This window comes from Ignavibacteriales bacterium (assembly GCA_026390595.1).
In the GTDB taxonomy this organism is placed as follows: Bacteria; Bacteroidota; Ignavibacteria; order UBA10030; family UBA10030; genus UBA9647.
The window spans coordinates 22,630-48,669 of record JAPLFQ010000024.1 but is presented as its reverse complement, the minus strand read 5'-3'; the positions used below and the strand labels follow the sequence as shown (position 1 = coordinate 48,669).

Annotated in this window: 18 protein-coding genes; 4 read left to right on the top strand and 14 right to left on the bottom strand. The window is 54.8% G+C overall.

The genetic code is table 11. The features are described from left to right. Positions 1-74: 74 nt before the first annotated feature. Positions 75-1,466: an alpha-L-fucosidase gene (locus tag NTU47_13535; protein MCX6134829.1), complete on the bottom strand. Its 1,392-nt coding sequence runs from the start codon at positions 1,464-1,466 to the stop codon at positions 75-77. A gap of 117 nt (positions 1,467-1,583) precedes the next feature. After that, positions 1,584-2,681, bottom strand: coding sequence for a lactonase family protein (locus NTU47_13530; GenBank protein ID MCX6134828.1), 1,098 nt, complete (start codon positions 2,679-2,681; stop codon positions 1,584-1,586). A gap of 222 nt (positions 2,682-2,903) precedes the next feature. Here NTU47_13530 and NTU47_13525 point away from each other — a divergent pair, with 222 nt between their 5' ends. Next, on the top strand, positions 2,904-3,554 hold the full coding sequence (locus tag NTU47_13525; protein ID MCX6134827.1) for a hypothetical protein: 651 nt from the start codon (positions 2,904-2,906) through the stop codon (positions 3,552-3,554). Between the two features lie 87 nt (positions 3,555-3,641). On the opposite strand, the gene NTU47_13520 is transcribed toward NTU47_13525, so the two are convergent. The 3 genes from NTU47_13520 to NTU47_13510 are packed head-to-tail and all read right to left on the bottom strand — an operon-like array spanning position 3,642 to position 5,570. Next, on the bottom strand, positions 3,642-4,940 hold the full coding sequence (locus NTU47_13520) for an MFS transporter (GenBank protein MCX6134826.1): 1,299 nt from the start codon (positions 4,938-4,940) through the stop codon (positions 3,642-3,644). Between the two features lie 60 nt (positions 4,941-5,000). After that, on the bottom strand, positions 5,001-5,273 hold the full coding sequence (locus NTU47_13515) for a HigA family addiction module antitoxin (protein MCX6134825.1): 273 nt from the start codon (positions 5,271-5,273) through the stop codon (positions 5,001-5,003). 12 nt (positions 5,274-5,285) lie between these two features. Then, complete coding sequence (locus tag NTU47_13510) at positions 5,286-5,570, bottom strand: type II toxin-antitoxin system RelE/ParE family toxin (protein MCX6134824.1); 285 nt, start codon at positions 5,568-5,570, stop codon at positions 5,286-5,288. Positions 5,571-5,931: 361 nt separating this feature from the next. Between NTU47_13510 and NTU47_13505 the strand changes: the two genes are divergently transcribed. Next, positions 5,932-8,295 carry a hypothetical protein gene (locus NTU47_13505; GenBank protein MCX6134823.1) on the top strand — a complete coding sequence of 788 codons (2,364 nt, stop codon included), beginning with the start codon at positions 5,932-5,934 and terminating at the stop codon, positions 8,293-8,295. Between the two features lie 169 nt (positions 8,296-8,464). Here NTU47_13505 and NTU47_13500 read toward each other — a convergent pair whose 3' ends face one another. The 5 genes from NTU47_13500 to NTU47_13480 all read right to left on the bottom strand — a co-directional run bounded on the left by NTU47_13500 (position 8,465) and on the right by NTU47_13480 (position 18,268). Next, positions 8,465-10,588 carry an alpha-glucuronidase family glycosyl hydrolase gene (locus NTU47_13500; GenBank protein ID MCX6134822.1) on the bottom strand — a complete coding sequence of 708 codons (2,124 nt, stop codon included), beginning with the start codon at positions 10,586-10,588 and terminating at the stop codon, positions 8,465-8,467. 192 nt (positions 10,589-10,780) lie between these two features. Continuing rightward, entirely contained in the window at positions 10,781-12,493 is a 1,713-nt protein-coding gene (locus tag NTU47_13495) for a DUF4091 domain-containing protein (protein MCX6134821.1), read from the bottom strand. A gap of 187 nt (positions 12,494-12,680) precedes the next feature. Continuing rightward, the gene (locus tag NTU47_13490) at positions 12,681-15,806 is read right to left on the bottom strand and encodes a CusA/CzcA family heavy metal efflux RND transporter (GenBank protein ID MCX6134820.1); all 3,126 of its coding nucleotides are present in this window, start codon (positions 15,804-15,806) and stop codon (positions 12,681-12,683) included. A 2-nt stretch (positions 15,807-15,808) separates the two neighbouring features. Next, positions 15,809-16,996 carry an efflux RND transporter periplasmic adaptor subunit gene (locus NTU47_13485; protein ID MCX6134819.1) on the bottom strand — a complete coding sequence of 396 codons (1,188 nt, stop codon included), beginning with the start codon at positions 16,994-16,996 and terminating at the stop codon, positions 15,809-15,811. Between the two features lie 12 nt (positions 16,997-17,008). Then, on the bottom strand, positions 17,009-18,268 hold the full coding sequence (locus NTU47_13480; GenBank protein ID MCX6134818.1) for a TolC family protein: 1,260 nt from the start codon (positions 18,266-18,268) through the stop codon (positions 17,009-17,011). Between the two features lie 940 nt (positions 18,269-19,208). On the opposite strand from NTU47_13480, the gene NTU47_13475 reads away from it, so the two are divergent. Then, on the top strand, positions 19,209-19,838 hold the full coding sequence (locus NTU47_13475; GenBank protein MCX6134817.1) for a cupin domain-containing protein: 630 nt from the start codon (positions 19,209-19,211) through the stop codon (positions 19,836-19,838). Here the strand turns inward: NTU47_13475 and NTU47_13470 are convergent. Continuing rightward, positions 19,835-21,046: a sialidase family protein gene (locus NTU47_13470; GenBank protein MCX6134816.1), complete on the bottom strand. Its 1,212-nt coding sequence runs from the start codon at positions 21,044-21,046 to the stop codon at positions 19,835-19,837. The two genes, NTU47_13475 and NTU47_13470, sit on opposite strands and share 4 nt — an antisense overlap. Positions 21,047-21,407: 361 nt before the next feature. Between NTU47_13470 and NTU47_13465 the strand changes: the two genes are divergently transcribed. Beyond that, positions 21,408-21,863, top strand: coding sequence for a response regulator (locus NTU47_13465; protein MCX6134815.1), 456 nt, complete (start codon positions 21,408-21,410; stop codon positions 21,861-21,863). On the opposite strand, the gene NTU47_13460 is transcribed toward NTU47_13465, so the two are convergent. The 3 genes from NTU47_13460 to NTU47_13450 all read right to left on the bottom strand — a co-directional run bounded on the left by NTU47_13460 (position 21,853) and on the right by NTU47_13450 (position 26,024). Then, positions 21,853-23,859 carry a cache domain-containing protein gene (locus tag NTU47_13460; protein MCX6134814.1) on the bottom strand — a complete coding sequence of 669 codons (2,007 nt, stop codon included), beginning with the start codon at positions 23,857-23,859 and terminating at the stop codon, positions 21,853-21,855. The genes NTU47_13465 and NTU47_13460 overlap by 11 nt on opposite strands. Positions 23,860-23,883: 24 nt before the next feature. Continuing rightward, entirely contained in the window at positions 23,884-25,494 is a 1,611-nt protein-coding gene (locus NTU47_13455; GenBank protein MCX6134813.1) for an NAD(P)-dependent oxidoreductase, read from the bottom strand. 71 nt (positions 25,495-25,565) lie between these two features. Next, positions 25,566-26,024 (bottom strand): hypothetical protein, encoded by a 459-nt coding sequence (locus NTU47_13450; GenBank protein MCX6134812.1) that lies wholly within the window; start codon positions 26,022-26,024, stop codon positions 25,566-25,568. Positions 26,025-26,040 lie beyond the last annotated feature (16 nt).

Here is a 26,040-nt window from a genome sequence, read left to right as displayed (position 1 = left end):
GTGCACGCAGACTGCAACGTATCATCGGGAGTAGAGTTCCCGATGAGCCTGCGCTTTTATTATTCAACTGCCCTTCAGTTGGACGCCAACTCGAAGACAACGACCGTATCCATCTTGTCCAGCGCGTCCGAAGGAAGGGTGACTGTCACCTTGTCGCTCTCCTGCTTGAATGACAAAGTTCTCCGTGACGGATCGGCGAGGAAGTACGCCTTTGCAGCCTTTCCATTCAATCCGTTCAACTCGAATGAACCGGCCGGCCATTTGAAAAGATGCAAAAACAGCTTCCCCGGTTTCGTTGTGCAACGCCACTCGTTTTTTGCATCAAAGAGCTTGTTTCCCCGGGAGTCTCGCTTCGTCGTATCAGGATGCGGTGAGCCAAATTCGCCGCCGAAGGGAGTGGGTCCGGCGCCGTAGATCGATTCGCCGTTGACTTTCAGCCAGCGACCTACTGCACGCAGGTTATCCTGACTCGGCTGAGGAACAAGGCCCTCAGCAGTTGGGCCGATGTTGAGCAAATAGTTGCCGCCCTTGCTCACGATGTCCACCAGTTTGAACGTCAAGTCCTGAGGGCTCTTCCAGTTTTCATCATAGCTTTTGTACCCCCACGTGTCGTTGAGCGTCGCGGGCACTTCCCAATCTTCCTTCACGACTTCGTTCGGGATCCGGTTGTCGCCCATGGATCGATAGTCACCGGCCATGCCAAGCCGTCCGTCGATCAGGCACGCCGGCTGCAGGTCACGAAGGATATCGACGAATCGCTGTGCCCTATCTTTGTTCATCATCCGCGGCGTGTCGAACCAGATCAGACATACCGGTCCGTATCCTGTCAGGATTTCCTTCACCTGAGGTTCCGCCTTGTCACGCAGATATTGATCGAAGTTCTTCAACGAATCGATTCCAAAATCCCACGTGTTGCCGGCCCCGTTCGGCTCGTGCCAATCCTGTGCCTGCGAGTAATAGAACCCGAGTCTTATACCGCGTTTCGCGCAGGCATCGGCGAGTTCCTTCAGAATGTCCCGCTTGAATGGAGTGGCATCGACGACATTGTATTTGCTAACCTTGGAATGGTAGATCGCGAATCCGTCGTGATGCTTGCTTGTGATGACGATGTACTTCATTCCAGCATCTTCGGCCAGCTTCACGATATCATCGGCATTGAACTTCACAGGGTTGAATTGCCCGGCGAGTTGTTCATATTCCTTCACAGGAATCTTGGCGCGGTTCATGATCCACTCCCCGATACCGGCGATCCTCTGTCCCTTCCATTCGCCTGCAGGAATGGCATAGAGCCCCCAGTGAATGAACAAACCGAATTTTGCCTCTCGGAACCATTTCATTTTTGTATCTTGGGCGGGGTTTTGAGCGAACGCCAGGTTCGCTCCCATCGTGAGGATCAACGCGCTCAGCAGAATAGAATTTACTCCATGGAATCGGAAGTTCCCGAGAATATTGCGACGATCAATCATATCATCCATCCTTTCTGACACTCTTGTAAGTCACGGCGAATGTGAAACATGCTCAGGTTACGAAGCACTTCCCTGAAAGACCAAGTGTTCGCTTGTCAATGCCGGCTTGTGCCCGGTTCATCGGCTCGCTGACATAGTGAGAATCCAGACAGGATTCTTGCCGGCATCATATGTATTAAAGCGCGTTAATTCCCCATTCTTGCTATTGATGCGGTACGCGGCGATTTTGCCCGAGCCCTGACCGCAAGCATACAAAAACCTCCCGGTTGGATCAAGAGCGAACGAACGGGGAGTTTTTTCAGTTGGGGAAAATCCACCCGATGTCAATCGGCCTGTGGCAGCGTCAACCGAAAATGCAGCGATGCTTTCGTGGCCGCGGTTGGAGGCATACAGAAATCGTCCATCCGGCGTGATATGAATATCGGCCCCCGTGTTTGTTCCAACAGACTCTGCCGGCAGTGTAGAAATGGTCTGAAGCTCTGAGAGGCTTCCGTTCGCATTGTCGAGACGATAGGCAGTAACGCTGCTACCAAATTCATTGGCGAAATAGACAACATTCAGCGACGGGTGGAAAGTGAAATGACGGGGTCCTGTTTTCGGCAGGGTCATTGTTCTGTCCGGGGCATTCGGTGTCAGCGTACCTCCGACGGCGTTGAATCTGAATTGCAGAATCGTTTCGCCCGTCCTGCACGGAATGAAGAGAAACCGGTTCGACGGATCCGTTTGGAGCGCATGCGCATTCTGCTCTGTGTCAAGGACCTGGACTGCACTATCCCGAACGGCGCCCTCAGGCCCAATCCGATAGATCGCGGCTTTACTCTCTGCAAAGTAGGCGGTCAGGAGAAATTTTCCCGTCTTGTCGGTACCAACATAGACCGGATTTCCGGCAACATGGATGGTATTGATGAGCGTCAAATCTCCGTCTTGCGCATTGATACGGAATGACGAAATACTGTTGGTGGATCTAATGGCGGCGTAGAGATAGCTGCGCGACGGGTCCACCGCAAGGGAGCCCGGTTCTCCGCCGACGGTGATCTTCTTGACGAAACGAAGATCTCCCCGATCCTGATCAATTCTGTAGAGAGCGATGCTGTGTTCAGCATCGAGAGATACATACAGAAGACCGTCCGCACCCGAGGGAGATGTTCGGTTTCTGAGGGTGGGATTGTTCCCTACTTTCGCAGGAGACACGATCGTGCATGCAACAAACAACATATAGATACAAAAAGTCCTCGAAACACAGATACCGGTCATAGACTGAAGACCCTTTCAAGAATATCGTCGTGGTGGAGCGTCGTGCGAATGGTACCATTTTTTTCTCATTGAAACAGTCTCAACAGGCGGGTTTTGGGGACGATCCGATCTGAATAGTACGGGCTTGAGGAGATCGTTTTTTGATGCCATATTGTATTCAGTCAATTCTGGAAAGGCCTTCCTGTGAAAGCATCGACGCTCTTTGCACTCATGCTGATGTACACACTCTGTCCGGATTACACCGACGCGAGGCAACTAATCACCGTTCGTCCAAGTCTGTTAAGAGCCCGGAATATCGCGAGGTGGCATCTGGACGGATCGGGAACCTGGCGCATCAACGCCGGCAAGCTGATACTCTCAAAGGCAGGGACTCCATCGGGTCCCATCCGCCGACCGGCCGCACTTGCCATCCTGAAAACAATACCTCTTCGCCATGCGTCTGTCGAAGCAGAAATACGATCGACTGCGTCACCGGACGTTGTGCGCCGGGACCTCGACATCATCGTAGGGTACGAATCCCCCTCTCGTTTCTACTATGTCCACCTTGCCGGAGTCAGCGACAACGTTCACAATGGAATCTTTCTAGTGAACAATGCAGATCGTGTGCGTATCGATTCGGGGACGGCACAACCTCAACTCACGGACTTCGCATGGCACCGCGTGCGTGTTGAGCGAGACGGAAGGAGCGGCCGCATTGCAGTATACATGGACGGATCCCGGATTCCTGCACTGCAGGCAATCGACACGGCGATTGTTCGCGGCCGTGTGGGCTTCGGTTCCTTTGATGATACCGGCGAGTTTCGGAACATCAAGATCGATGGATCTGCCGACTGATCAGCTGTGCTGAAACGGGGTACGACTCGAACGAAAGGACGTTTGCGGAGCTCAAACACTGAAAGAGCGATGCGTGGGTGAATCCGGTTACTCGTATTGCGCAGATTGAACGAACGGCCTTCGCACATTCTCCCGCGGTTCCTCCACCCTGAATGCCATCCACAGCCCCGAAGCAACAGCCAGCAGACCCGAGATGAGAAACACCGCGTCATATCCGTACCGGCCCGCGATACCGCCGGCAACGAGACCGAAGAGAATGAACGGCGAGGTGACAAAGTTTGTGAGGGCGACATACGTTGGACGCTCTTCCTCGGAACACAGCTCTGCAACGATTGATAGCCGCGAGATCCCGCTCAGACCTATCTGAAACGCCATCCCGACAAAGACGAGGGCGTACAACCACTGGCCGGGAGCCAGCAGCGCCATGAAGCACGATAGAGCCGTCGATGCAGCCGCAAGAATCAGATTCACTTTGTGACCGTAGTGGTCAGCAATGTATCCGAAAAACATGTTCCCGACGATCGTGCTGCACATGATCATCACCGTGAAGAGGCCGGCCGAAGAATCGCTCAAAGAGAATTTCTGAATCGCGTGAACGGCATAGAATGCACCGGCCATCGTCGCTGCAATCAGCAGCGCGTCCGAAATCAGGAAATTGCGAAAGTTCTTCTGCTCCTTCAGTATTTTCGGCAGGTTGCGGTAGTATTCAAGAATATGGACTTCTTCGGCGACGGCCGACGGGACCTCCTCCTTCAACTTCGTCAATGCCCAGTAAGACCCCACCATGAAGACGAAGGCAATCGAGAATAAGACTCCATAACTGAGCGGATACGCAATCTCTGCAAGCACCCTCTCCACGACCAGTCCGGCGAAAACACCGAGTATCCCCCCGAGCAGATTCCGGGCTGCAAAAAGCCGACCCCGAAGCTCCACAGGTGTGAGCTTGGCGATCAGGTCGAACCAGATTGGAAAACAGAGACTGCCTGTGACAGCCGCGAGCGTGAACAGGAGGAAGAAAAAGAACGTGCCGGCTGTCGGACTCAGCCGGCCGAGAATGAAGAACGACAGGAGCGCGAGCATCAGCCAGGGGATACGCTGGACAACTGCAGTCTGCAGAAACAACCGCATCTTGTAAGGAAAACGTTGGGCGCGGCTGGCGATAAAAATCTGAGGGAAATTGAAGCCGGCCGCCCAGAGAACCAGCACCAGACCAACCGCAAAATCGCTGCCGCTGATGCGCTTGACCATGACAGGGATCACCGTCTGGATCGACACGAAACTGATCCCAAACGCGTACATCCCGCCGTCGATGATGTTTGCAGCAATATTTTGCCGAAGGACACCCCGCTTCTCCCCCACCTCCGGTCCAAAAAACCATTCAAACACTATGCACCTTTATGTCGTCCGAAAACAGGTCTCAACGATCTTGTAGAATATTAGGATTACTCAGGCGGCATTTTCCAACGCGCGCTGAGCATCGTACAAATCACAAGCCACCTGGAGGTTCATCCAGAACTCAGAAGTAGTCTTCAGCGCGCGCGAGAGCAGGATGGCTGTCTCGGCTGTCATGTCACGCTTTCCGTTGATCAGCGTGTTGATACGCTGGATGGGAACGCCCATCTGGCGGGCGAGTTCCACCTGACTCATACTGGCAGGTTTCAAGAACTCCTCAAGCAGGATTTCTCCCGGATGCGTTGGCTTGCGGTTCTTCGGAATCATCGTGATTGTCCTTCAATGATAGTCAGTGATCAAAACGTCTTTGGCGTTGCCTTCAATCCACTTGAATACGATGCGATACTGCTCGTTGATCCGGATCGAATGATACCCCTTCCACTTCCCTTTCAGAGCTTCGAGTCTGTTTGCCGGAGGTACGAGAAGATCCCGAAGCTCATACGCTGCGTTGAGCATATCGAGTTTTCGCATCGCCGCTCTCCACACTGCCTGTGGAATCCGGCGTCCGGATTTCGAGTCGAGCCCATTATACACATCCTCAGTCGCTTTGTCAGCGAAGTTCAAGATCATGACTCAAGATACCGATTTAACACTGTATGTGCAAGCGGTACGTGCGGGCAGAGGAAAGATGAACGCCCCTCATCGCTCCGGTTCAGATCGTCTGCGCGCAAGGGGCCGCCAGATTCCCTGCTATTTGTTTCAAGGACAAGTCGATCTCCTTTTATCGGGACGAGTCGAGGAGACTGAGCTGACGCCCCTTTGCCTTTCAGCTCGTGCTTCCGTATCATTCTGCAGACCATAGCGCAGTGCGGAGACGGCGGCAGCGACAGGATGTTGAAACATACCCGCTCTTCGCTTGCACTCCCGGCCCTATCCCCAATCTACCCAAGGTCAGGCAAATCGCCATATCCTCAGGACGTGTTCAATGAAAAGAATCGTATTCCTTCTGGCGTGCACCACGTTCCTCTTGCACGCGGCCTCCTCGCAAGCACAGTACACCACGTCCGAGTTCCGGCTGAACGTTGATCAGACCGGACGGGTGACAAGCCTCTTTGATATCGTCCATCAACAAGAGTATCTCGCAGCGAAGCAGCCATCACCATTCCTCACGATACGAATGGGGAAACGCGTGGAAGAGCCGTCAGCCGTGAGATCGATTTCACAGAATGTGTTCAACGTCCGGTTTGGGCGAAGCGGCGCGTCTGTGGATGTCAAAGTGGTTTCTTATAGGACACACCTGTCCTTTGAAGTCATCCGAGCAACGCCTGTCGATTCAATCGATGCAATCATTTGGGGGCCATTTCCGACGAGTATCACCAGGACTGTTGGAGAAATCGTCGGTGTCGTCCGTGATGACCGGTTCGCAATCGGCATACAGGCCCTCAATCCCAAGACAATCGGAAGCTATCCGGACAATGCGGAAGGGTTTGACATGTCCCGGGGCCGTGCCGCCGAACCAAGACCGTGGGGAAGCGTTCTTCAATGTTATAGTCTGAATCGAGCAAAGCCGAGGAAAGCAGATGTCTGGCTCGGCAATTTTCCCAACATGCCCATAGATCCCCTTCAGGGCGAAACCGTTGTGGGCTCGAAGATTGCACTCTTCGGCTGTCCGGAACCGAGCGCACTCGACCGGATTGGCGAGATTGAGATCGCGGAGGGACTGCCGCATCCGATGATCGACGGTGTGTGGTTCAAGAAATCGCCCGAGCAGGGACGCTCGTATCTGATTGCGGATTTCGACGAACAGACCATCGACGAGCTTCTTGCCTGCACAAAACGGGGCGGCCTGATGACGTTGTATCACATGGAACCGTTCGCGAGTTGGGGACATTATGAGGTGAGCACGAAGGTCTTTCCGAGCGGCGCCGCCGGACTACGCAGATGCGTGGACAAAGCAAAGGCACTTGGCATTCGGCTCGGAGCGCACACGCTGACAACGTTCATCCAGACCCACGATCCGTATGTCACGCCCATACCGGATCCCCGCCTCGCGAAAACGGGGAGCAGCCTGCTCACGAGCACCATTGATACTGCCGCGAACGAAATCCCCGTTGCATCACCCGAGTACTTTGCCAACGAAAAAGCAAATTGGCTCCACGCAGTCGTGATTGACCAGGAAATCATTCGCTACCGCGCGGTTTCTTCCCAGTCACCCTGGATACTGATCGATTGTCAGCGCGGTGCGTTTGGCACGAAAAGATCGGCGCATACCAAGGGAGCCGAGGTCGGCAAGCTTCTCGATCACCCCTATCAGGTCTTCTTCCCCAAGATGGATCTACAGGGCGAGATTGCACGGAATCTGGCAAAGACATTCAATCTCACAGGGCTGGGTCAGATGGACTTCGACGGTCATGAAGGCTGCGCCTCCACCGGACAGGGAGACTATGCTTACGGGCTTTTCCCGAAAGACTTCTACGACAATCTCGACCATACTGTCATCAACGGCACAAGCAACTCGAAGCACTTCTACTGGCACATCAATTCATACTGCAATTGGGGTGAGCCGTGGTATGAGGGATTTCGCGAAAGCATGCAAGAGTACCGCATTAACAACCAAGCGCTTTTCGAGCGGAACTATCTCCCCAACATGCTGGGATGGTACCTCCTGACGGAGACAACATCTCTTTCCGATATCGAGTGGATGCTGGCCCGTGCGGCCGGCTTCAATGCAGGGTTCGCGTTGGCAACGGGGATCGATGCTGTGAGAAAGAACCCGGACACAGGTATTATTCTCGATGCGATTCGCGAGTGGGAATCGGCGCGACGGCAGGGCGCATTCTCTGCCGCGCAGCGCGGGTTGCTGAAAAATCCAAGAAACGAATTTCACCTTGAGTCAATCGGCGGCGGGCAATGGAAACTCTACGCTTACCATGAATCGCAGGGATTCCGGCACGAAAGAGTTTTCCGCCAACCAGGCGAGCCGACGTCTTCACGCTGGGAATTTCAGAATCCTGACCAGAAGCAGTCCCTGCAGTTCAAGCTCCGCGTTGTCGGAGACAGCGGCATCGTCGCCAATCCCACAATCGAGCTGGATCGCACTGTAGCGATGATGTTTCCTGTCGAGCTCACGTACGGCCAGACTCTGCTGTGTGAAGGGACAAGCACGGCGCGCGTGTATGACGCAAAAGGGCGGCAGATCAGAACTGTTCACGCAACCGCTCCGGTTCCCACGGTCCAAACCGGCAAACACGAGATCCAGTTTAGCTGCGACTTCAAGGGTTCAGTTTCGGCCGGTGTGCTTGTGACGTTTAAAACAAGGGGGGATGCGGTAGAGGTCGGGGGCAAGTGATCCTCCGTTCATTGAGAACGGAGACGGCCCCGGGGGTCAGGGCGCGGTGTTTTCCCGGGCGGGACCCGGAGATTGAAGCAAGTGCATTCGATCGAGATTGGGACTGGTGTTAAGTCCCGCGGTCATTTCAACACGATGATAGCATTCCATTCGCACGCAGGCTTCGGACTCAGTGCTGACCTGGAATAGGTTTCTTGCTGAAGCTCTGAAAATACGTGAGGCACGCATCCCTCCATATCGCGGCATCAATCAGTTGCTTCTCCAACTTCTGTTTGACGCTTGAGAACAATTCGGCATCGACTCCGCCCCGGAGCAAAAGCCATTTATCGTACATTCCGCGCACATAGTCTGTCCCGGAAAAGTACTGTACGCACAGCTCATCCCACAGCGTCCTCCCTGATTTCATGACATGATTCCAGCTGACGTGGTGGAACCAGAGCAGGTATTCTTCGGGGCACGTCTCAAGATTGTCGAACGTCGAACCCAAAGGAGGAGCATACTGCCCCACGGCATTGCTGCCTGTCGAACTCCTGTCGAACCCCAACCCAACGCTGTCCGCCCGATGGTAGTAGACCGACCGCCAGTCCTCTCTTCCGGTGTTGTGTTGGGGCCCGGGTCCGTAATGAATATCGACTTGCATGATATGATGCAATCCAAGCGGAGTCATATAGTTAATGCACGCCTCCCAGGAACCCATCATGATTGATGATACGGTCGAACGAGTTGTGGAGTCGTTTGAGATCGTCATCCTGATCCATTCGTCCGCAATCTGCTCTGCGCTGATTGAATGATCCCACGCGAGCCTGCCGAAGGCAAACCAATTGGCCTGTCCGAAGAAATACCCGCACCAGTTTCGATCATCGCCGGTATTTGCCACGCCTGCTATTCCGGTCATGGAGGTCTTCCTCACGCTTCCGTCGACAACGCTTGCGAGTGATGAGCCGGGTCCCTTCACGAACAAGTCAAAATAAAGATACTCTTTCCACATCGGCGCAAGATACACAAGGTGGGTCGAATGGCCCAGATACTCCTGGGTGATTTGAAGCTCGAGCATCATTGGCGTCTTCGTCATTGAACCAAAAAGCGGTTGGACGGGCTCCCGGGGTTGAAAGTCGAGAGGACCGTTCTTTGCCTGGACAAAAACGTTGGGGAGGAACTTTCCATCGAGCGGCAGGAATTCCCACGCGGCTCGCTTGACTCGATCGGGATCGACTTCGGGGTCGTACACAAACGCGCGCCACATGACAATGCCGTGAAACGGCTTCAACGCCTCCGCGAGCATGTTTGCCCCCTCAGCGTGAGTGCGGCCATAGTCCTGCGGGCCGGGCATACCTTCCGAGCTTGCCTTCACCAGGAATCCGCCGAAGTCCGGTATCAGCGCATAGATCTCCTTCGCCTTATTCTTCCACCATAACCTGACGGCCGGATCAAGCGGGTCTGCAGTAGGCAACCCCCCAATGCCCCCCTTTCGGTTCCCCTCCTGTTCAAACTTCGCTTTGATTGGTGATGAGAAATTGACTGAAAGGAATACTCGGATTCCATATGGCCGGAAGACGTTTGCCAGCGCAGCCACCTTCCTCAGGTAGACCTTTTTCAGAATCTCCGGGTTCGCGTTGACATTGTTGACAACTGAGCCATTGATTCCAATCGAGGCATTTGCTCTCGCGTAGTCGCTGTAGCGGCTGTCGATTTTCCGCGGCAGCTCATCCCATTTCCACAACGAATTGCCGGCATAGCCGCGCTCGATGGATCCGTCCAGATTGTCCCAGTGGTCAAGTAACCGGTTTACGATCCGAGGTGCCGAAGTGAATTCGAGATGATCGAACAATTGGCGGGTTTGGAGAGTTCTCAGGAAATGAAATGTCCCGTACAGAAGTCCGATGTCGCTGTTCGCGGCAATGATAAGGAGTTTGTTCCTGCCTTCCGTAACCGACGTGAGGAGGTACCCCTCGTTTCCAAGCGTCAGGAGTTTTCCCTCGCGCTGCAGGCGTTGGACAAAACTTGACCGTGCAGGCGTTGCAATGAGAAGTGCGTTACTTCCGCATGCAGAAGCACTGACGCGCACATCGACACCGAGCATCCCGCCTAGTCCGTTCTTGAGTTCATTGCGGATGATCGCGAGAGTCTTTGACTTGCCGGGGACGACGACGCATGCGATGGCCTCCCGATACTGCTTCAGCAGGAGCTCGTCATCGATCTTCCTGTACTTCAACCACAATTCGTATCCGTCATCTGCGGGAGCCTCCCGTGCGGAGAGAAGAAGGAGCAAAATGACTCCGAACAATGTCTTCATGTTGAGCCGAATATTGGTAGGTAAGGATTTCTGACAAACCACGGAGACGAGAATTGGTTCAATAGTACTGAGGCAGCATCGAGAAGGCAAGGGCCAAATCGCCCGGTCATTGAAAGCCCTTTCGGCTCAAAGACTCACCCCGAGTTGATATAAAACGTACACGCGGTTGGGTCTTCTTGTTTTCTCTGTGCTTCACCTCTGTGTGTATGTATCGACCGCATCAAGAAGAAGATGTCGGGTCTTCCGGTATGCCGCAACGTCCTTGCTGTACTTGTCGAATCCCTGAAGCACCTGAGCAATGATCCGCTGCGCCCGCGGCGCATCGTGTGATTTCAGTTGAGCGAGAAGTTCGTAATCTTCCATGCCGATCCGATGCGCTTCGAACCTGTGGCTCGAAAGGGGGCCATCGCGGACGGGATAGAGAATATGTGAATCGCCGGCCGGAAGGTACTGGCCTTCCATATGAAACCGGACGAGTTCCTCAAACGGCTTGGGCGTGTGAAAATTCAGACCCCAGTGCAGGTAGCCCTGCAAGTCGTATTTCGCCAGAGCCCAACCGATATATACCTGACGAATTCGCTCCTCATCAAGCAGCCGGTTCAGCCACGGACCGCCCGGAGAGAGACAGGTATACACCCACACCTTGTCGCCTGCCGCTTTCCGCTTGTCAAAGAATTCCCGGTTGGCCTGATATTCCTGGACCTGCGGACACCAGACGTTGACGAGACCGGTCACGTTCATCGTCATCGTAGCTTCGAGGATCTGCATGTCGGGTTTCAATCTCCGGAACAGCGAGATGAGTTCCCGGTAGCGATCGACATATGCGTCTTCCGGTTCATCGAAGAGTCCCTGCAACCAATGTGCATCCCAGTTGTTCCTCTTCATGAGTTCAATAACGTGTTCCGCCATCTGCGAGAGCATTCGCTTCCCCTTCTCAGAGACTGCGTCGACTTCCTTTCCGTCGGCTGCGCTGACTGAGAGGAGCATGTCCGTGGAACCTGTCCAGTTCCGGCGGCCAACAATCGGGGCACCGTGAATCGTCGTGAGTCCTGCGTCGAGAAACAACCTGATGTACCGTTCGAGCCGGTCAGGTCGAAACGCGGCCACATTTCCCGTGCTGTCGAACGTGAAGTAGTCGGGCCAGATGAACCAGAACGCGGTCTGCCTTCCTCTCGCCATCGTGTACGCGTACTTCCCGAGCATGTCCCAGAACGGTTCGCTCCACTTCTCCACACCATGAATACTGCAGATGTTGTCGATGTTGATCCAATTGATGTAGGAGACGGTGGATTGGGACACGGGAGGCACTGCAGCGCGATGAACGACTACCACGAATTCCAGGGACTCGACATGATCACCGAAGTCGAGTTTGATGTGATGAACATACTCTCCCGGCGCAAAAGTCGGATCGATGGGCACTTCCATCCGGAGCGCCATGGATGTGGAATCGGCGGCAAGCGGTGAGCTCACGGGACGGAACGGATCGTAGATTCGAAAAGGCGCTCTGCGGATAACAAACGGGTTGATTTTGCCGCTGTATTTTTCCGTGTTCCGGTCGAGACCCGTGTTCTCGAGAACTGGCACGTCGATCATCCTGAACCAGCCAAGTCCCTTCGTCGGCTTGCCGTTCTTGTCTGACTCAGAGAACCTGATCCTCTCCGTCCCCTTCAGTCCTGTGATCATCACATGAACGCCGGCCCTCGTGTTTCTTGCCGCGTGCACCGTGAGGCGCTTCACCGGCTGATCAAGTTTTGTATCGGGGTAAAGTTCCCGGACTTCATCGATGAGTCCGACAACCGGTCTGGTTTGCGGCGCGGATTGCTGAAGCGGCTCACCCGAAACGACCGGAGACACCAGAAAGAAGCTCATCACCATGAGCAGTATGGACACTGGTTGCTGTTTCATCATTCACCTCATGTTGTTGTATTTCTGCCGAGCATCGGGGAGTTCGCGGGCATTGTAAGCTGCGGATGGAAGATATGAAGGTAATGACGAAAAATCCCGGTCAATTTGACTGCCGGTTGCAGGGCCGGCTGGAGCTCTCCGGGATTCTTCTGTCGCGATTGTGCTTCGTGGAAAGAACCGAGTTGATTCAGTTGAGCCCTTTCACGATCGGTTCTCCCTGCTCTTCGCGGCCGCCTTCGAACCATTCGTACAAGGTTGGGATCACGATCAACGTGAGCAGTGTGGATGTGATCAGGCCGCCGACGACTACAACTGCCAGGGGATGCTGGATCTCTGATCCGGGTCCTGATGCATACAACATCGGAATCAGGCTGAAAATCGAAATGGAAGCTGTCAGGAGAACCGGGCGCAGCCTGTCCTGACAACCCGCGGTGATCGCTTCGGACACCGCCATCCCCTTCTGTCGAAGCTGCATGATGCGGGAGACCAGAACCACTCCGTTCAGGACCGCCACGCCGAACAGGACAATGAAACCCACTGACGCCGGAACGGACAGATAAAGCCTGGAAACATAGAGCGCAAGGACCCCTCCAATAAGGGCAAACGGAAGATTGAATATCACCAGGGATGCCAAACGGAGTGACCTGAACGTGAAAAAGAGAAGGACAAAGATCATGGCGATGGTCAGCGGCACGATGACCATCAGTCTCTTCATCGCTCGCTCCTGGTTCTCGAATTGTCCACCCCACGTCGCGTAGTATCCCGGGGGAAGAACAACAGCGCGCCTGATCGCATTCTTCGCTTCGCTGACGAAAGATCCGATGTCCCTTCCCTTCACATTGAGCTCGATGCCGATACGCCTCAATCCATCTTCGCGGCTGACCTGGACAGGACCGTCGACAACCTCGATGGTCGCAAGCTCGTCGAGGGGAACATTGTAACCGTCCGGGCATGCCACCAGAATGTCACCGATGTTCGCAGCCGAATTGCGGTTTTCCTCCGGGTAACGGAGTGTCACGTCGAACGCCCGATTCTCCTCGTACAGCTGCGTGGCCGCCTTCCCCCCCACGGCGATTTCCATGACGTTCAAGACATCGCTTGCATTGAGCCCGTGCCGAGCCAGTTTGGATCTGTCCACGGCGACCGTGAGATACGGCTGACCCGCAACACGCTCAACTACGATATCCGTTGCCCCCCTCACCCTGCTCAAGGTTGACGCGATCTCATCAGCTCGTGCCTTGAGGATCTCGATGTTTTCACCGAATAACTTCACGATCAGCTGCGCTTTTGTCCCCGCGACCAGTTCATCAATCCTGCATTGGATCGGCTGGCTGAAACTGAATGCTATCCCCGGTATGCCCGCAAGAGATCCCCTCATCTTTTCGATGATCTCCTCCTTTGTACTTGCAGTGGTCCATTCAGATTTCTTCTTGAAGATACCGGTGTATCCCGTTTTGTCAACGCCCCGCGCTTCGACCGCGATGCCTGTTTGGCCAGTTCGTGAGACCAGCGTCTCCAGTTCGGGGAACGCTTTTATCTTCTGCTGGATGAGCTGATTGATCTCCATCGATTTCTCGAGCGAAACGCTTGGGAGGAGCTGGATATCCATATCAAATGCTCCCTCATCCATGATCGGTATGAACTCCGTCCCCAGCCGCGTTGTCAGGATGGCAGCAAGAACCAGGCTTCCACCTGCAATCGCGAGGACGGTCCGCTTGTTGCCTAAACTCCAGCTCAAAACGGCCTTGTACCATCCCTTGATGGGTCGCAGCACGGGACTTTCTTTCTCGCTTCCCGGTTTGAGAAACACCAGGCAAAGGACCGGTATGACGAAAACCGAAAGCAGCAGCGATGCGAGCACCGCAATCGCCACGGTCAATGCCAGCGGCTGGAACATCTTCCCCTCCATCCCTTCCAGGGAGAGGATGGGGAGAAACGTCATCGCGATGATCAGTTCACCGAGGATGCTTGGTTTCTGAACCTCCAGGACTGATTTCAGAACGGTCGTCAGTTTCGGCTCCCTGCCGATTACACTCCCAAGATTACGCTGCACATTTTCCACCTGGATGATCGTGGCATCAATGATCATGCCTATCGAAATCGCCAGCCCCCCCAATGACATCAGGTTGGCACTCATGCCGCCATACTTCATGACGATGCACGTGAACAGAAGAGACAACGGGAAGGCAACAACCACGATGAGCGCGCTTCGGGCACTCCTGAGCAGGATATAGAGAATCACGAGCACAATGACTGCTCCCTCTATGAGTGCGCCTGTCACCGTGCTCACGCTTCGTTCGACAATATCTGTCCGGTCGTAGTACGGAACGAGCTTGATTCCCGCCGGGAGCAGGTTCCCCTCATTGATGTCCCTCACCTTTGATTTCACGGCCTGCACAATCTCGCGGCTGTTCTTGCCCTTGAGCATCAGCACAATGCCGCCCACTACTTCGTCCTTTCCGTTCTTCACTGATGCTCCCTGTCGCACAGCTTCTCCAATTCTCACCTCGGCAACATCCTTGACAAAGATCGGCGTCCCTCGTTCAGACTTCAGAACCACATTGCGGATGTCATCTTCTGTCCGCAACATCCCGACGCCCCGGACGATGAGCTGTTCGGAGTGCCGATTCAATACATTGCCGCCGACATTCTGGTTGTTCTTTTCGAGGGCCTCATACACCTTCTCGAGTGCGAGGTCATGCTGCAAAAGCCTGCCGGGAGAGACCACGACCTGATATTGTTTGAAGTATCCTCCGAACGAATTGATGTCGTTGACACCGGAAACGCTCTTGAGCATCGGCGCAACGACCCAATCCTGCAGTGTTCTCAGATCACTCAGATAGTTTACACGACCGAGGGAATCAGGCGGCATAGTTCCTTCCAACGTGTATTGGTAAATCTCGCCAAGAGCCGTCGCGATCGGACCCATCTCCACTGTCACCGAGCTGGGGACTTTCGCCTTGGCGTCTTCCAGCCGTTGGAAGACCAACTGACGGGCAAAGTACGTATCCACGTCATCATGAAAGACAATCGTGACCACCGAGAGACCGAATTTCGTCACAGATCTTAATTGAGCGACGTCAGGCAATCCCCTCATGGCCATCTCGATTGGAGAGGTCACAAAGCGCTCGATCTCGAGCGGCGAGAGCCCCGGGGCAGTGCTCACAATCTCAACCTGCACATTGGTGACATCCGGCAACGCGTCAATCGGAAGCCTGACGCCGGCGAATACTCCCACGAGCACGAGGGCGCCGACACAGAGAAGGACAAACCCCTTTTGCCGAAGGGTGAGAGCGACGATTTGTTCGAGCATCTCTATTCTCCTTCCCCGAACATTTCCTTCTTCAGTTCAGATTTCAGCATGAACGAGCCTTTTGTGACAACCCTTTCTCCACGCGAGAGGCCGTTCTTTACCTGGACCCAGTCACCCGAAGCAAGACCCGGAACGACATCCCGCTTTTCGAACGTCGTGTCGTTGACCGCGACAAACACATACTGATCGGTTCCATCCCTGATGAGACTTTCCCCGGGAATCACGATTTCTTTCGCGCCGTCGCCGACCGGAACGTGCATCTCGGCGAACATCCCGGGCTTGAGAGCCCCGTGTGAATTCTGCAGAACGGCCCTGACTTTTACCATCCGCGTTTGCTGATCTACCGTCGCCCCGATATACAGTAGCCGTCCCCGAATCGGGCTGCCCGAAACGTACGGCACCACGATGGTGATCTCCGAAAGCCCCCTCATCATGCTCACGTCCCCCTCATGCACCTGGCCGTCAACCCACAGCGTCGATGTGTTGATGATCTTGAAAGCCGTGGTTGCCGGATCGAGAAGTTGCCCGATGACGACATTGCGCTCGAAGACGACACCCGCAATCGGCGACTTGACGGGGAGGATTCCGCCGATGTGCGGTCCAATAGAGTTGGCGGACGAATTGTCAATGAACTTTTCGACATCCTCGTCATTCAGACCGACAGAGTGAATTCTCCGGTCTTCGGCGGCAAACTCAGCTCTCGCTTTTTCAAAGTCCGCTTGTGCCTCGAGGAGCGATTTCTGTGCGCCGATGTTCTGGTCCATCAACGATTGCTGCCGTTTCAGACCGGCTTCGGTGTAGGCCAGATGGGCTTTGGCCTTGATGAAGCGGGCCTTGATTTCACCGATCTCCACTCCCTCGATTTCCATGAGTTCCTGGCCGACCTCGACACGGTCGCCGAGGTTCACCATAACTTTTGAGACCTTCCCCTGGACCATCGTCCCGACCTGAGCCTCATGGTCCTGATGGGCTGTAAGCCTGGCAGCGATCACAAACTCCTTCCTGAGCGGCTGCACCTCTGCGCTCACGAACTGTACATTGATGTCGCTTACGCTCTTTCGGGTAAGTGTGATCATCACCGGCCCCGCTCTCTTTTCTGACGACGAACCCGATCGATCTTCCTGCCTGGTGCAACCGGCAAGCACGACGAGGAGGGTCAGCACCACAAACAACTTTCTGGTTCTCTTCATTGCAATATCCCTTTACAAAGACGATTCATGTGGTGTTCCTACAATTTGTTCGAGGCGGGTACACGCGACGTTGTACGAGAGAAGAACATCGATGTACGTGCTCCTCGCCTGCAGCGTCGCTTGTTGTGCCTGCAGAAATTCCAGGTAGGTGATCTCGCCGACCGCATAGCTTGCTTTGGCCACACGGAGAATCTCGTCCGACTCCGGCAGGATTTCTGTCCGATACAAGCGAAGTTGTCGCTCGCTGTTGAGTTTCTCATAGTAAGATGATCTCACAACGATAAGCACAGAATCCTGAGAAAACCTCGATTGACGCTCTGCAATGGACACTTCTGCCGACGCAGTCTGGATCTGTCCCCGTTGATCGAACATGAACCAGAGCGGGACGGACATTCCAAGCGAGACCCCGTACAGTCCGGAAACACCGTCACGCTTTTGACGAAAGTACGACGCGGAAAAACTCGGCAGCAGAGCTGACCATGCCAGCGAGTAGCCGGTCGACGCAATATCCCGCCTCAGGTCGTTCGTGCGAAGCTGCGTGTTTGATGCTTTTGCCATTGCGAAGTACTGTTCGAGAGTGTTCGTTTCCGGGGAATAGGTCATACTGTCGGTCAGGATGTGTTCATGCTGTATGGGGCCGTCCCGTTCCCCGAGGATGAGTTCCAGCTCGTCTTTCGCTATCCGGAATTCGTTTGTCGCTGATTCGACAGCATTGTGCGCCTGGCTCCGCTGCACGCTCGCTGTCAGCTGCTCAAGGTGCGTCCCTTCCCCCGCTTTGCGTCGTGCCGAAGATTTAGCGGCAAAATCCTCCGCGAGCGTCAGGTACTCCTTCGCAAGGAAGAGTTTCTGCTGTTTCGCAAGGACGCGATGATACGCGCGCTTCACTTGCGCAATCGTTTCCAATTCAGTCGCCGAGTACTCAATCTGAGCCACCCTGAATTCCGAGGATGCAAGCGACCCGCGCAGTGCGATGGTGGTTGGGAAATCAAACGCCTGAGCGAATTCTATCGTACGCTCGCTGAACTGGTCGAGTCCGGCTCCGACGGGAATGAACGCATAGTTGACCGAAATCGATGGCGGAGGCAACGCGAGCGAGCGCCAGTACTGACCCCGCTGGGCATCGATACGCCGGCGGCCGATATGCGTTTGGGGATTGTGTTCGACGGCGATGGAAACTGCTTCTCTGAGCGAGAGCAGCTTAACTGTCTGGGCGGAGATCTGCGAACAAACGCAGGTAACCCCCAGAGTGAGGAAGAGGAGATAGTTTTTCACAACTGTACTCCACGATGAATTGGATGTGGTTCAATGAAGAAGAGAAACCCATTCTTCCACGTTTGAGCGGTGCGAAGGAACGAATCAGTTGAATCGAAATCTAGGCGGCGATGGGAGGACGAATGATCGGCTCAGAAGGCAGGTCAAGCAGCGCATAGAGACCGACAACCGGGATGGGCGTGAGGGCCTTCACAAAAGAGGTGAAACTCTCAGCTCCTGGCAAAGCCTTGAGATGACAAACGCAGGAACAGGCGGCTGCAGTGGTCGGAGAAAGATCTCGAGTTGACGACGATTCCTTTGAGAGAACGATGCAGACAAGAGAACCGCAGTCCTCACTTTTACCGGCCCCGATACAGTCAGCTTCACAGCACCATACAAGGGAAACAGCCAGAAGAAAGAGCTGGAGTGCCGACACTGGAGCAAGATGTTTTGCAAAAGCCCGAATCATCGTGGCAAGAGTCTACAAATATTTGGCCTCATCGGCAAGAAGATCTCGTGCTCACGACAATGCCGCTTCTCGCATAAATGGGAAGTCCATGCACCTCGTCAGAAACCCATAAGTTTACAAGATGGCGAAGCATATTGAAATCGATGGCTAAGGCCTGTCCCAACAATCGCCTGGTGAACGAATGGAGGTCCGGCCCCAAATGTACTATCAAGGAAGGGCAACCCACGCCGTTGTTCCGACGGACCTGTGAAAATGGCGGACTTTCTTGTCCCTGAAGGCAAATCTCATCGATCCGAAGGCAGCAAGGTTCTGTGTCGCGAGTGAGCTGTTCGCCACATACAGCGTTACGTTTTAAGGAACTTTGGTTCTCCGGATTGAGTTTCATAGTGATCAACCCGCCACCGAAAATCCTCACAACGCCGGCGGAAAGCGGAAACTGATTGAACAAACAACCATTCCAAACATTCGGCAACTCTAAGGAATCATAGTCAAATGGAAAGACGCGATTTTCTCTTCGCCACAAGTCTCCTCACAGCGTTTGGTGGTCTGCCGCAAGGCGCCTTGGGTGCAATCCAAACTGCCCCTTCGGGGGACTCTTTGAAACCCGTTCTGCTGCCGGCGATGCCGCCTTTGGATCACAAGGGAGGCATGGATATCCGGGTTTGGATGCGTTCTGCTATGACCGATGGTCGATTTTCGAGCGTTGAATGCGCCGTGGCCCCAAAACTCATGGGACCTTCCCCGCACCATCATAAAGAACTGGATGAGTTGATGTTCGTCCTCGAGGGCAGGGCAAGTGTTCTGATCGGCGATGACGTGGTTGAAGTGGAAACGGGTGGTTGGCACTTGCGTCCGCATGGTATCACTCATACATTCTGGAACGCGTCGGACAAACCCCTGCGCTTCATGGACATGTATTTCAATCAGCCTTTCGAGGAATACCTGGAGCGGACATTCCATGAACTCACGCCCGAAAACGGATTCCCGGATAATTCTGAGAAGAAAAAAAAGGAAAGGGATTTCCTGACTGAGAAATTCGGCATCGTTCATTCGCCGACAGCGCGGGAAGAGCGCAAGGCGATTGCTGAGAAGTACGGCTTGAAGTTACCTGCGCCTCGCTAAAACTCTTTCCGCGGCGGGACCTTCCAGATTGTACCAAGAATCCCGGGCTTCGTCCGACGCGGATCCGGCGGATCCATTTTCTGAATTGTCCCAAGCGGAACGTTTGGCTGATAGTACACTGTCAGTATGACGCCTCGGTCCAGCTCGATTGAAGCCGGGTAGCCCAAATCGCTGTTCGGCGCGTCATCACGCAGAATCACTTCGTCCCGAAGACTCCAGTTCACCCCATCATCGCTCACGCATGCACGTTGGCCGTACGGCGGGCGACGATAGCCGTATGTGCAGAGAACTCTTCCGTCAGAGAGCAGAGCAAGGTGGGGCGGAAATCCCCAGAGCGGTGTCGCGAACGGTGCAGCCCACGTCTTCCCGTTGTCGTCTGAGTACGATTCCCACAACACACACCGTGGATCACGGTCATTGTAGGGACGCGCGGTCGCACGGATCATCATGATCACACGCCCCGTCTTGAGTTGCAGCATGTGCGGCTCACCGAAACTCAGACTTTCGGGGTGCGGGGATACGATGGCCGCCAGACGACGCCATGGGCCGGACGCAGAATCGGCCGTGTGAACAATGATGCTGTCCGGGCTTTCGCGATACGAGGCAAGCAGCAGCCCCCCTGACGCCAGCTCGATCCCGCCGTGAACTGAGTCGTGTCCCTCCCTCAAGTTCGACCATGTTCGTCCACCATCGCTCGAGATCGCCGTCGAGCCTCCGGAGTTTTTCCTTTCAGCCCGGTACTCCTCCCTCCCGACCATCGCGATCCAGCGGTCCAGTAGATCACGTCCGTAGGAGTTCCGCGCCAGATTTACGTACGACTCCTTCGTCCAGAAGGTCGACCAGAAGTGACCCACGATCCGTCCGTCGCGAAGAGTCGTGATCCCCGATTCTCGGTCATCGATGGGAGAATCGAGGACAGTCGTTGGTCGGAGCCATGTCTTTCCGTTGTTCGTCGACCGGCTGAGAAGTATCGCGCCGTCCGGTCCCAGATGCTCCTCCGTTTTCGTGAACAGCACTATGAGATCGCCTCCCGACGTCCTGGCGATCGACGGCCAGGCGCAGTACTCTGATGGCGATTCGTAGATGCGGATGTGTCTGATGACGACGGCGCGACTCCCGGATTCCGTGCCAACCTGGGATTCGACCAAGCTCGGGCACAAAAGGATCACGGCCAAAGCAAGGTTCATGAGCCTCAATGTTGCGAGCATACGACACATTCGCGTGGATTGCATCTTCTTGAACAAACATCGAATACTCACTATTCTATTTCTGCAAGCGGAATCCGCGAAAACCATGGAAGTACTCATGATTCGTCCAATTCCTGAGTTTTTCATCGCCGTTTGCCGCTGGCATTCAAGCAGCATTGACCTGCGCCGATCGGGCGCTGCTTTCCCCTTGCTTCTCTTTAGCTTCACATATACATTGAGCGCAAAGCACTGCGACTTTTTCCTTTTTGCCCACTCATTGTCGAGTTCGCGCGGTCACGCTGGCGAGGAACCAACCGCTTGTCGATTGATCAGCTTGAGTAAACCGTGGATGACAGCGACACGAAACGAGAGGAGTGAACACATGATCCCCCCCCGGCGCATTCTCATGATTGACGATGATGTCAACCTAGCGAAAGTGATCAGGATCGCGTCGGAGGCAAAGGGATACGCCTTCTTCTCAGCTCAATCCGCCACCGAGGGGCTTGAAGCAATAAAGAAAGTTGAGCCCGACCTGATCATCCTCGACGTCATCATGGAAGACTTCGTTGCCGGATTCCGCGTCGTCAGAGAGTTGAGGACTGCTGCTCCGGACTCCCCCTACAAACGGTTCGAACGCGTTCCGATCCTGATGCTGACCAGCGTTACCTCGAAGACAACTGTCGATTTCAGCGGCAGGGTCAATACCGCTCTCATGCCGGTCGATGCTTTCATTGAGAAGCCGGTCAAACCATCCGAGCTGTTCGCGAAGATCGAAGAACTGTTCCTGGATCGGAAAGCTCCTCAGACTGACACTGCAAACGAGTCCGCTACGGCGTAGCGTGCGGGCGATCTTCGCTTTCCGGTTCGTCAGGAATCGGCATATGAACCGGCAGTGTAAATGTAAATCTCGCCCACCATCCGGGCATGGAATCCGCGCAGATGGTCCCGCCGTGTCTTTCGACAATATTCTTCGTCACAAAGAGGCCAAGTCCGGTACCGGATTTTGTGCTGTAGTTTTCCGCCGTGAAGCGGGAAAACTTCGTGAAGAGCCTGCTGCGCTCATCTGTATCGAATCCCTCCCCCTCATTGTACACAGCAAAGGTATGCATCGCCGAGGCTTGGTCGGTCGTCACCGAAACAAAGATTCCGGCACCCGGCTTGCCGTATTTGATGGCGTTGGAGACGAGATTCTGAAACACCGAGGTCATCAGATCAGGGTCGCAGACCAGCGCCAGGTCAGAAGGGATCGTGCATCGTATCTGCATCTCGTTGTCAACTGCCATTTCCCTGAGTAGCTCCGTGACGTGGTCTATGACATCTCGACGAATATTAACCTTGCGGAGCTTGAGTCTTATCTCCCCCTCCTCGATGCGGCTCAGGTTCAAGAAATTCCCGATCGTGGCGTTAAGATAGTCGGCGCTGCTTGAGCATGCCTTCAGGGTCGCCTCCTGCTCCGCGGTCAATGGCCCCAGCATGCACTCACGTAACGATCCGAGGGCGAACACGATGGAAGCAAGAGGGGACTTCAGCTCATGCGTTACGAAGCCAAGCATTTCAAGGTACGCATGGTTCTTCTCGTCGGCTTCCTTGTATGCCTGTTCGAGTTGCGTTGCAGCATCGTTCAACTTCTGCTCGTGCCGCTCGAGTGAATCCGCCATTGCGTTCAAGGCATGCGCAAGCTCAAGCGCTTCCTTGCTCCCGCGCACATCGTTGACACGCGTATCAAGCTGACCCGAAGAGAGCCTGCGTGTGGCATCCACAAGCTTCGTGAGCGGGCGCCGGGTCCTGGTGGAACAGTATTGCGCGGATCCGATGGACAACACGAGCGCAATTATTCCGATGAGCAGGAACTGTCTCACGAAATGTGAGCGAAAATCGAGATACTTTTTTTCCAGCAATCCGACATAGAGAATGCCGATGATGTCCCCTGCCGGATTGCGGATCGGATCGTAGGCCGACAGGTACCAGTCGTTGACTACGAATGCCCGCGCATGGAACCGCTCCCCGCGTTCGAGGACAATCCGGTACACCTCTTCCGAGACACGCGTGCCGATGGCCCGCGTGCTGTCAGCTTGCAGTACGTTGGTTGCAATGCGCACATCCCCCAGGAAAATCGTTACAGTTCCCACCGGTTTGTTCTCAAAGCTCTCTGTTCCAAAGACCGTGCTGCGGATGTCGTCAACCAGTGAGAACCGCCGGTTGAGCAGGATTCCGCCGTACAGTGCGCCCGCCACTGCGTCGTCCTGACCAAGAACCGGAATTGCCGTTTCGAGAGCCATTCCGCGGTCTTCGACCACTTGATCGGTCGGCACGGAACGTTCTGTGGGTATGATTGGAATGTGTGCGCGATCCGCGAGCTCAACACTCTTCTGCCGCAGATCACCCGGCGCGATGAGGACTGTTCCGTACGTGACCTTGCCACGGAGCGCATTGTCAACCACAATATCGCGCCGGACCGGTTTCCCGGGTGTACCCGATTGCCCTGATCCCGCGATCACATTCCCCCGCGTATCCACAAGCGTCAAAAAGTCGAGCCCGGACTGAAGACGCAATGCCTCAAGGCTGGGTGGTGTCACGCTGCGATGCACTGAATTTGCCAGTGCCTTCCGAACCAGTTGTTGCTGCGAAACCAGGCTGAGGTTCGCTTGCAGTTGCACGGCCTGATCACGGAATGCGGTCCAGGCAGAGTTCAAATCCATCTGAACCCGTAGCTGCGCTTCATCAACCACGACGTCCGTAATAATGGTGTAGCCGGCGAGGATGACACAAAGCCCCGTGACGGCAACCACAAGCGTGGTGCTGAGAACTTGAATAGTGCTGAACTTCAGGGTCATAGGAGTACCTCCGGTGTGCGCATGTTATTTGCGCATCACAAGACAGCTCCAGATCGTCTCCTCGAGCTGTCGGCGGGCATTATCATCCGGACCCGGTGAAGTCTCTCCCCCCGGGGCCGGCTCCCTGTCTGTTGTCTTGGCGCTCTCGCGTTGAAACTCGATTTCGTCAATCGCGAGTTCAATCGGCATGGTTATATAGTGATGCAACGCTGTTCTCTGCGGGCGCGGCTCGCCCCAGTCGATGGTATCGCGGTTGATCGCACTGTTCAGAGCCTGGAGTACTTCGATCAGGTCGTCAGGCCTGTAGCCCGCCGCAAATCTTCCCGATGACGATATTTCAAAATAGTTGCACAGAAGCAGCGTGTTGCCGGTGTGGATGGACGTCAACAGCAGCCTGTAGAGCATGCGGACAAACCATGTGACTTCGTTTTTGTCCATAGAGCGGAGCGCTGCAAAGCGACCGGAATCCTGGTGTTCGCCGAAAATTGCATTGATTGCGGCGATGGAGACGCTGTCCTCAAGTATGGAGAGTGTGCGATAGATACGAAGTTCCACTCGATCGCGTTCCTTCAGAGAGGCCCGCAAATTCTTCAGGTGCCACAGATGGGGTTCCGATTTCAGATGTTCCAGCAGATACCGGATCCTGCGATCAATTGCATGCCGGGGATTGGGTGTCCAGTTGAGGAGAGCGTAGGTGCGTGAGGCATCAACATTGAGTTTCTCATCGATGAAGCGGAGCATCCATGGCTGTTCAAACGGCATGGTGCCTGTGACTCTGCCGATCATCCGGAGCGCGTGCAGTCCGGGAGTAATCGCAACCGGTGGCATGAAGATCGGCTTTCGCTCCTCGCCATAGAAATGGCGCGTGGCGAGCTGGTAGAGCGTTCGATGCGAGGTCGCACCATTCGTGCACGCCTGCACGATGGTCTTCTGCGGGAGTATCTCAGCGGATTCGATGATACGCCGGAAGAAGGAGATGATGTCCCTCATGTGGATATAGGGTACGGCGCTCTCCCCCTTTCCTGCGAGAATCCTCGCCTTCCAGGACCCGCTCAGCCAGGTTTGAAGCATAGTATAGAGAGGAGGGTATTCGCACCAGTCGGTGTATACTGCGCCCAAACGGACGACGCACGAATGGATCGTATTCTGAGGATCCATGATCAGTCGCTCGCCTTCACGCTTGCTCCAGGAGTAGATATGATCGCCGGAGGGGGACGTGTCTTCGCGGATGAACTCATTCGGCGGCGGGAATGGACACGCAGCGACGGAGCTTGAGAAGACAAACAGGCGGGGGCGGATTTCCTGCGAGAGCTCCAGCACGTTGCGTGTGCCGACGACGTTTGTTGTGTAGTATTCCGGGTGGCGCTCACCGCTGAAATCGTAGAACGCCGCAAGATGGAAGACAAAATCCGCTCCGCCTGCAGTGGCAATTTCCCTGAAGACTTCGCTGATGCGCGCCTGATCGGAGATGTCCGCCCGCATCCATGCGATGTTGGGATGAACCGGGGCTTCGCATTCCTGCTGCGTGCGACGAGCAACGGCAAAGATCCTGTAGTCGTTCTTCCACTCGTCGAGGAGTGTTCGCCCTATCAGGCCGGACGCTCCGGTGAGGATAATCGTTGGAGTGCGCTTCATGACCTCTCCTTGCCGCTACAGAGAAGGTTCGGGGATCGGCGGCGGAAATCTCCGACGGACGCTGTACGTTCTCAACCGGTGGAACTTGCAGCACCTGCAGGAATGCTCTTTCGGTATGCGCTGAATGCCCACGCAATGAGAACGCCGAAGGCTCCGTCGACAACACTGGAAAGCAACACCATCCACAGTGGCGCTGCAACCAAAAAGTAGCAGATCAAGAATGCCATCGCGATGAGCTTTGCGACAATTGCGAGATACACGGAGTCGGGAGAGTACACGCACCGTACGGCTGCCATTCCGTACACCACCACCATCACGAAATGAAAAACGCCTGCCTGAGCGCGAAAAAACCGCTCACCCCCCGGCGTAAACCCAAAGACGGAAAGCAAGGCATCGGGGAGAAATATCAACCCGAGGCCGACAAAGAAGGAATGTACGGCGACGAGCCACAGCAGAAGTGACAGCCGCTGCCGCGGCGAGGAGAGGAGACTGCTCCAAGTGGTCGTTTCAGCATTTCTTGTTGAAGTCATGGGAGCATCCATTTGT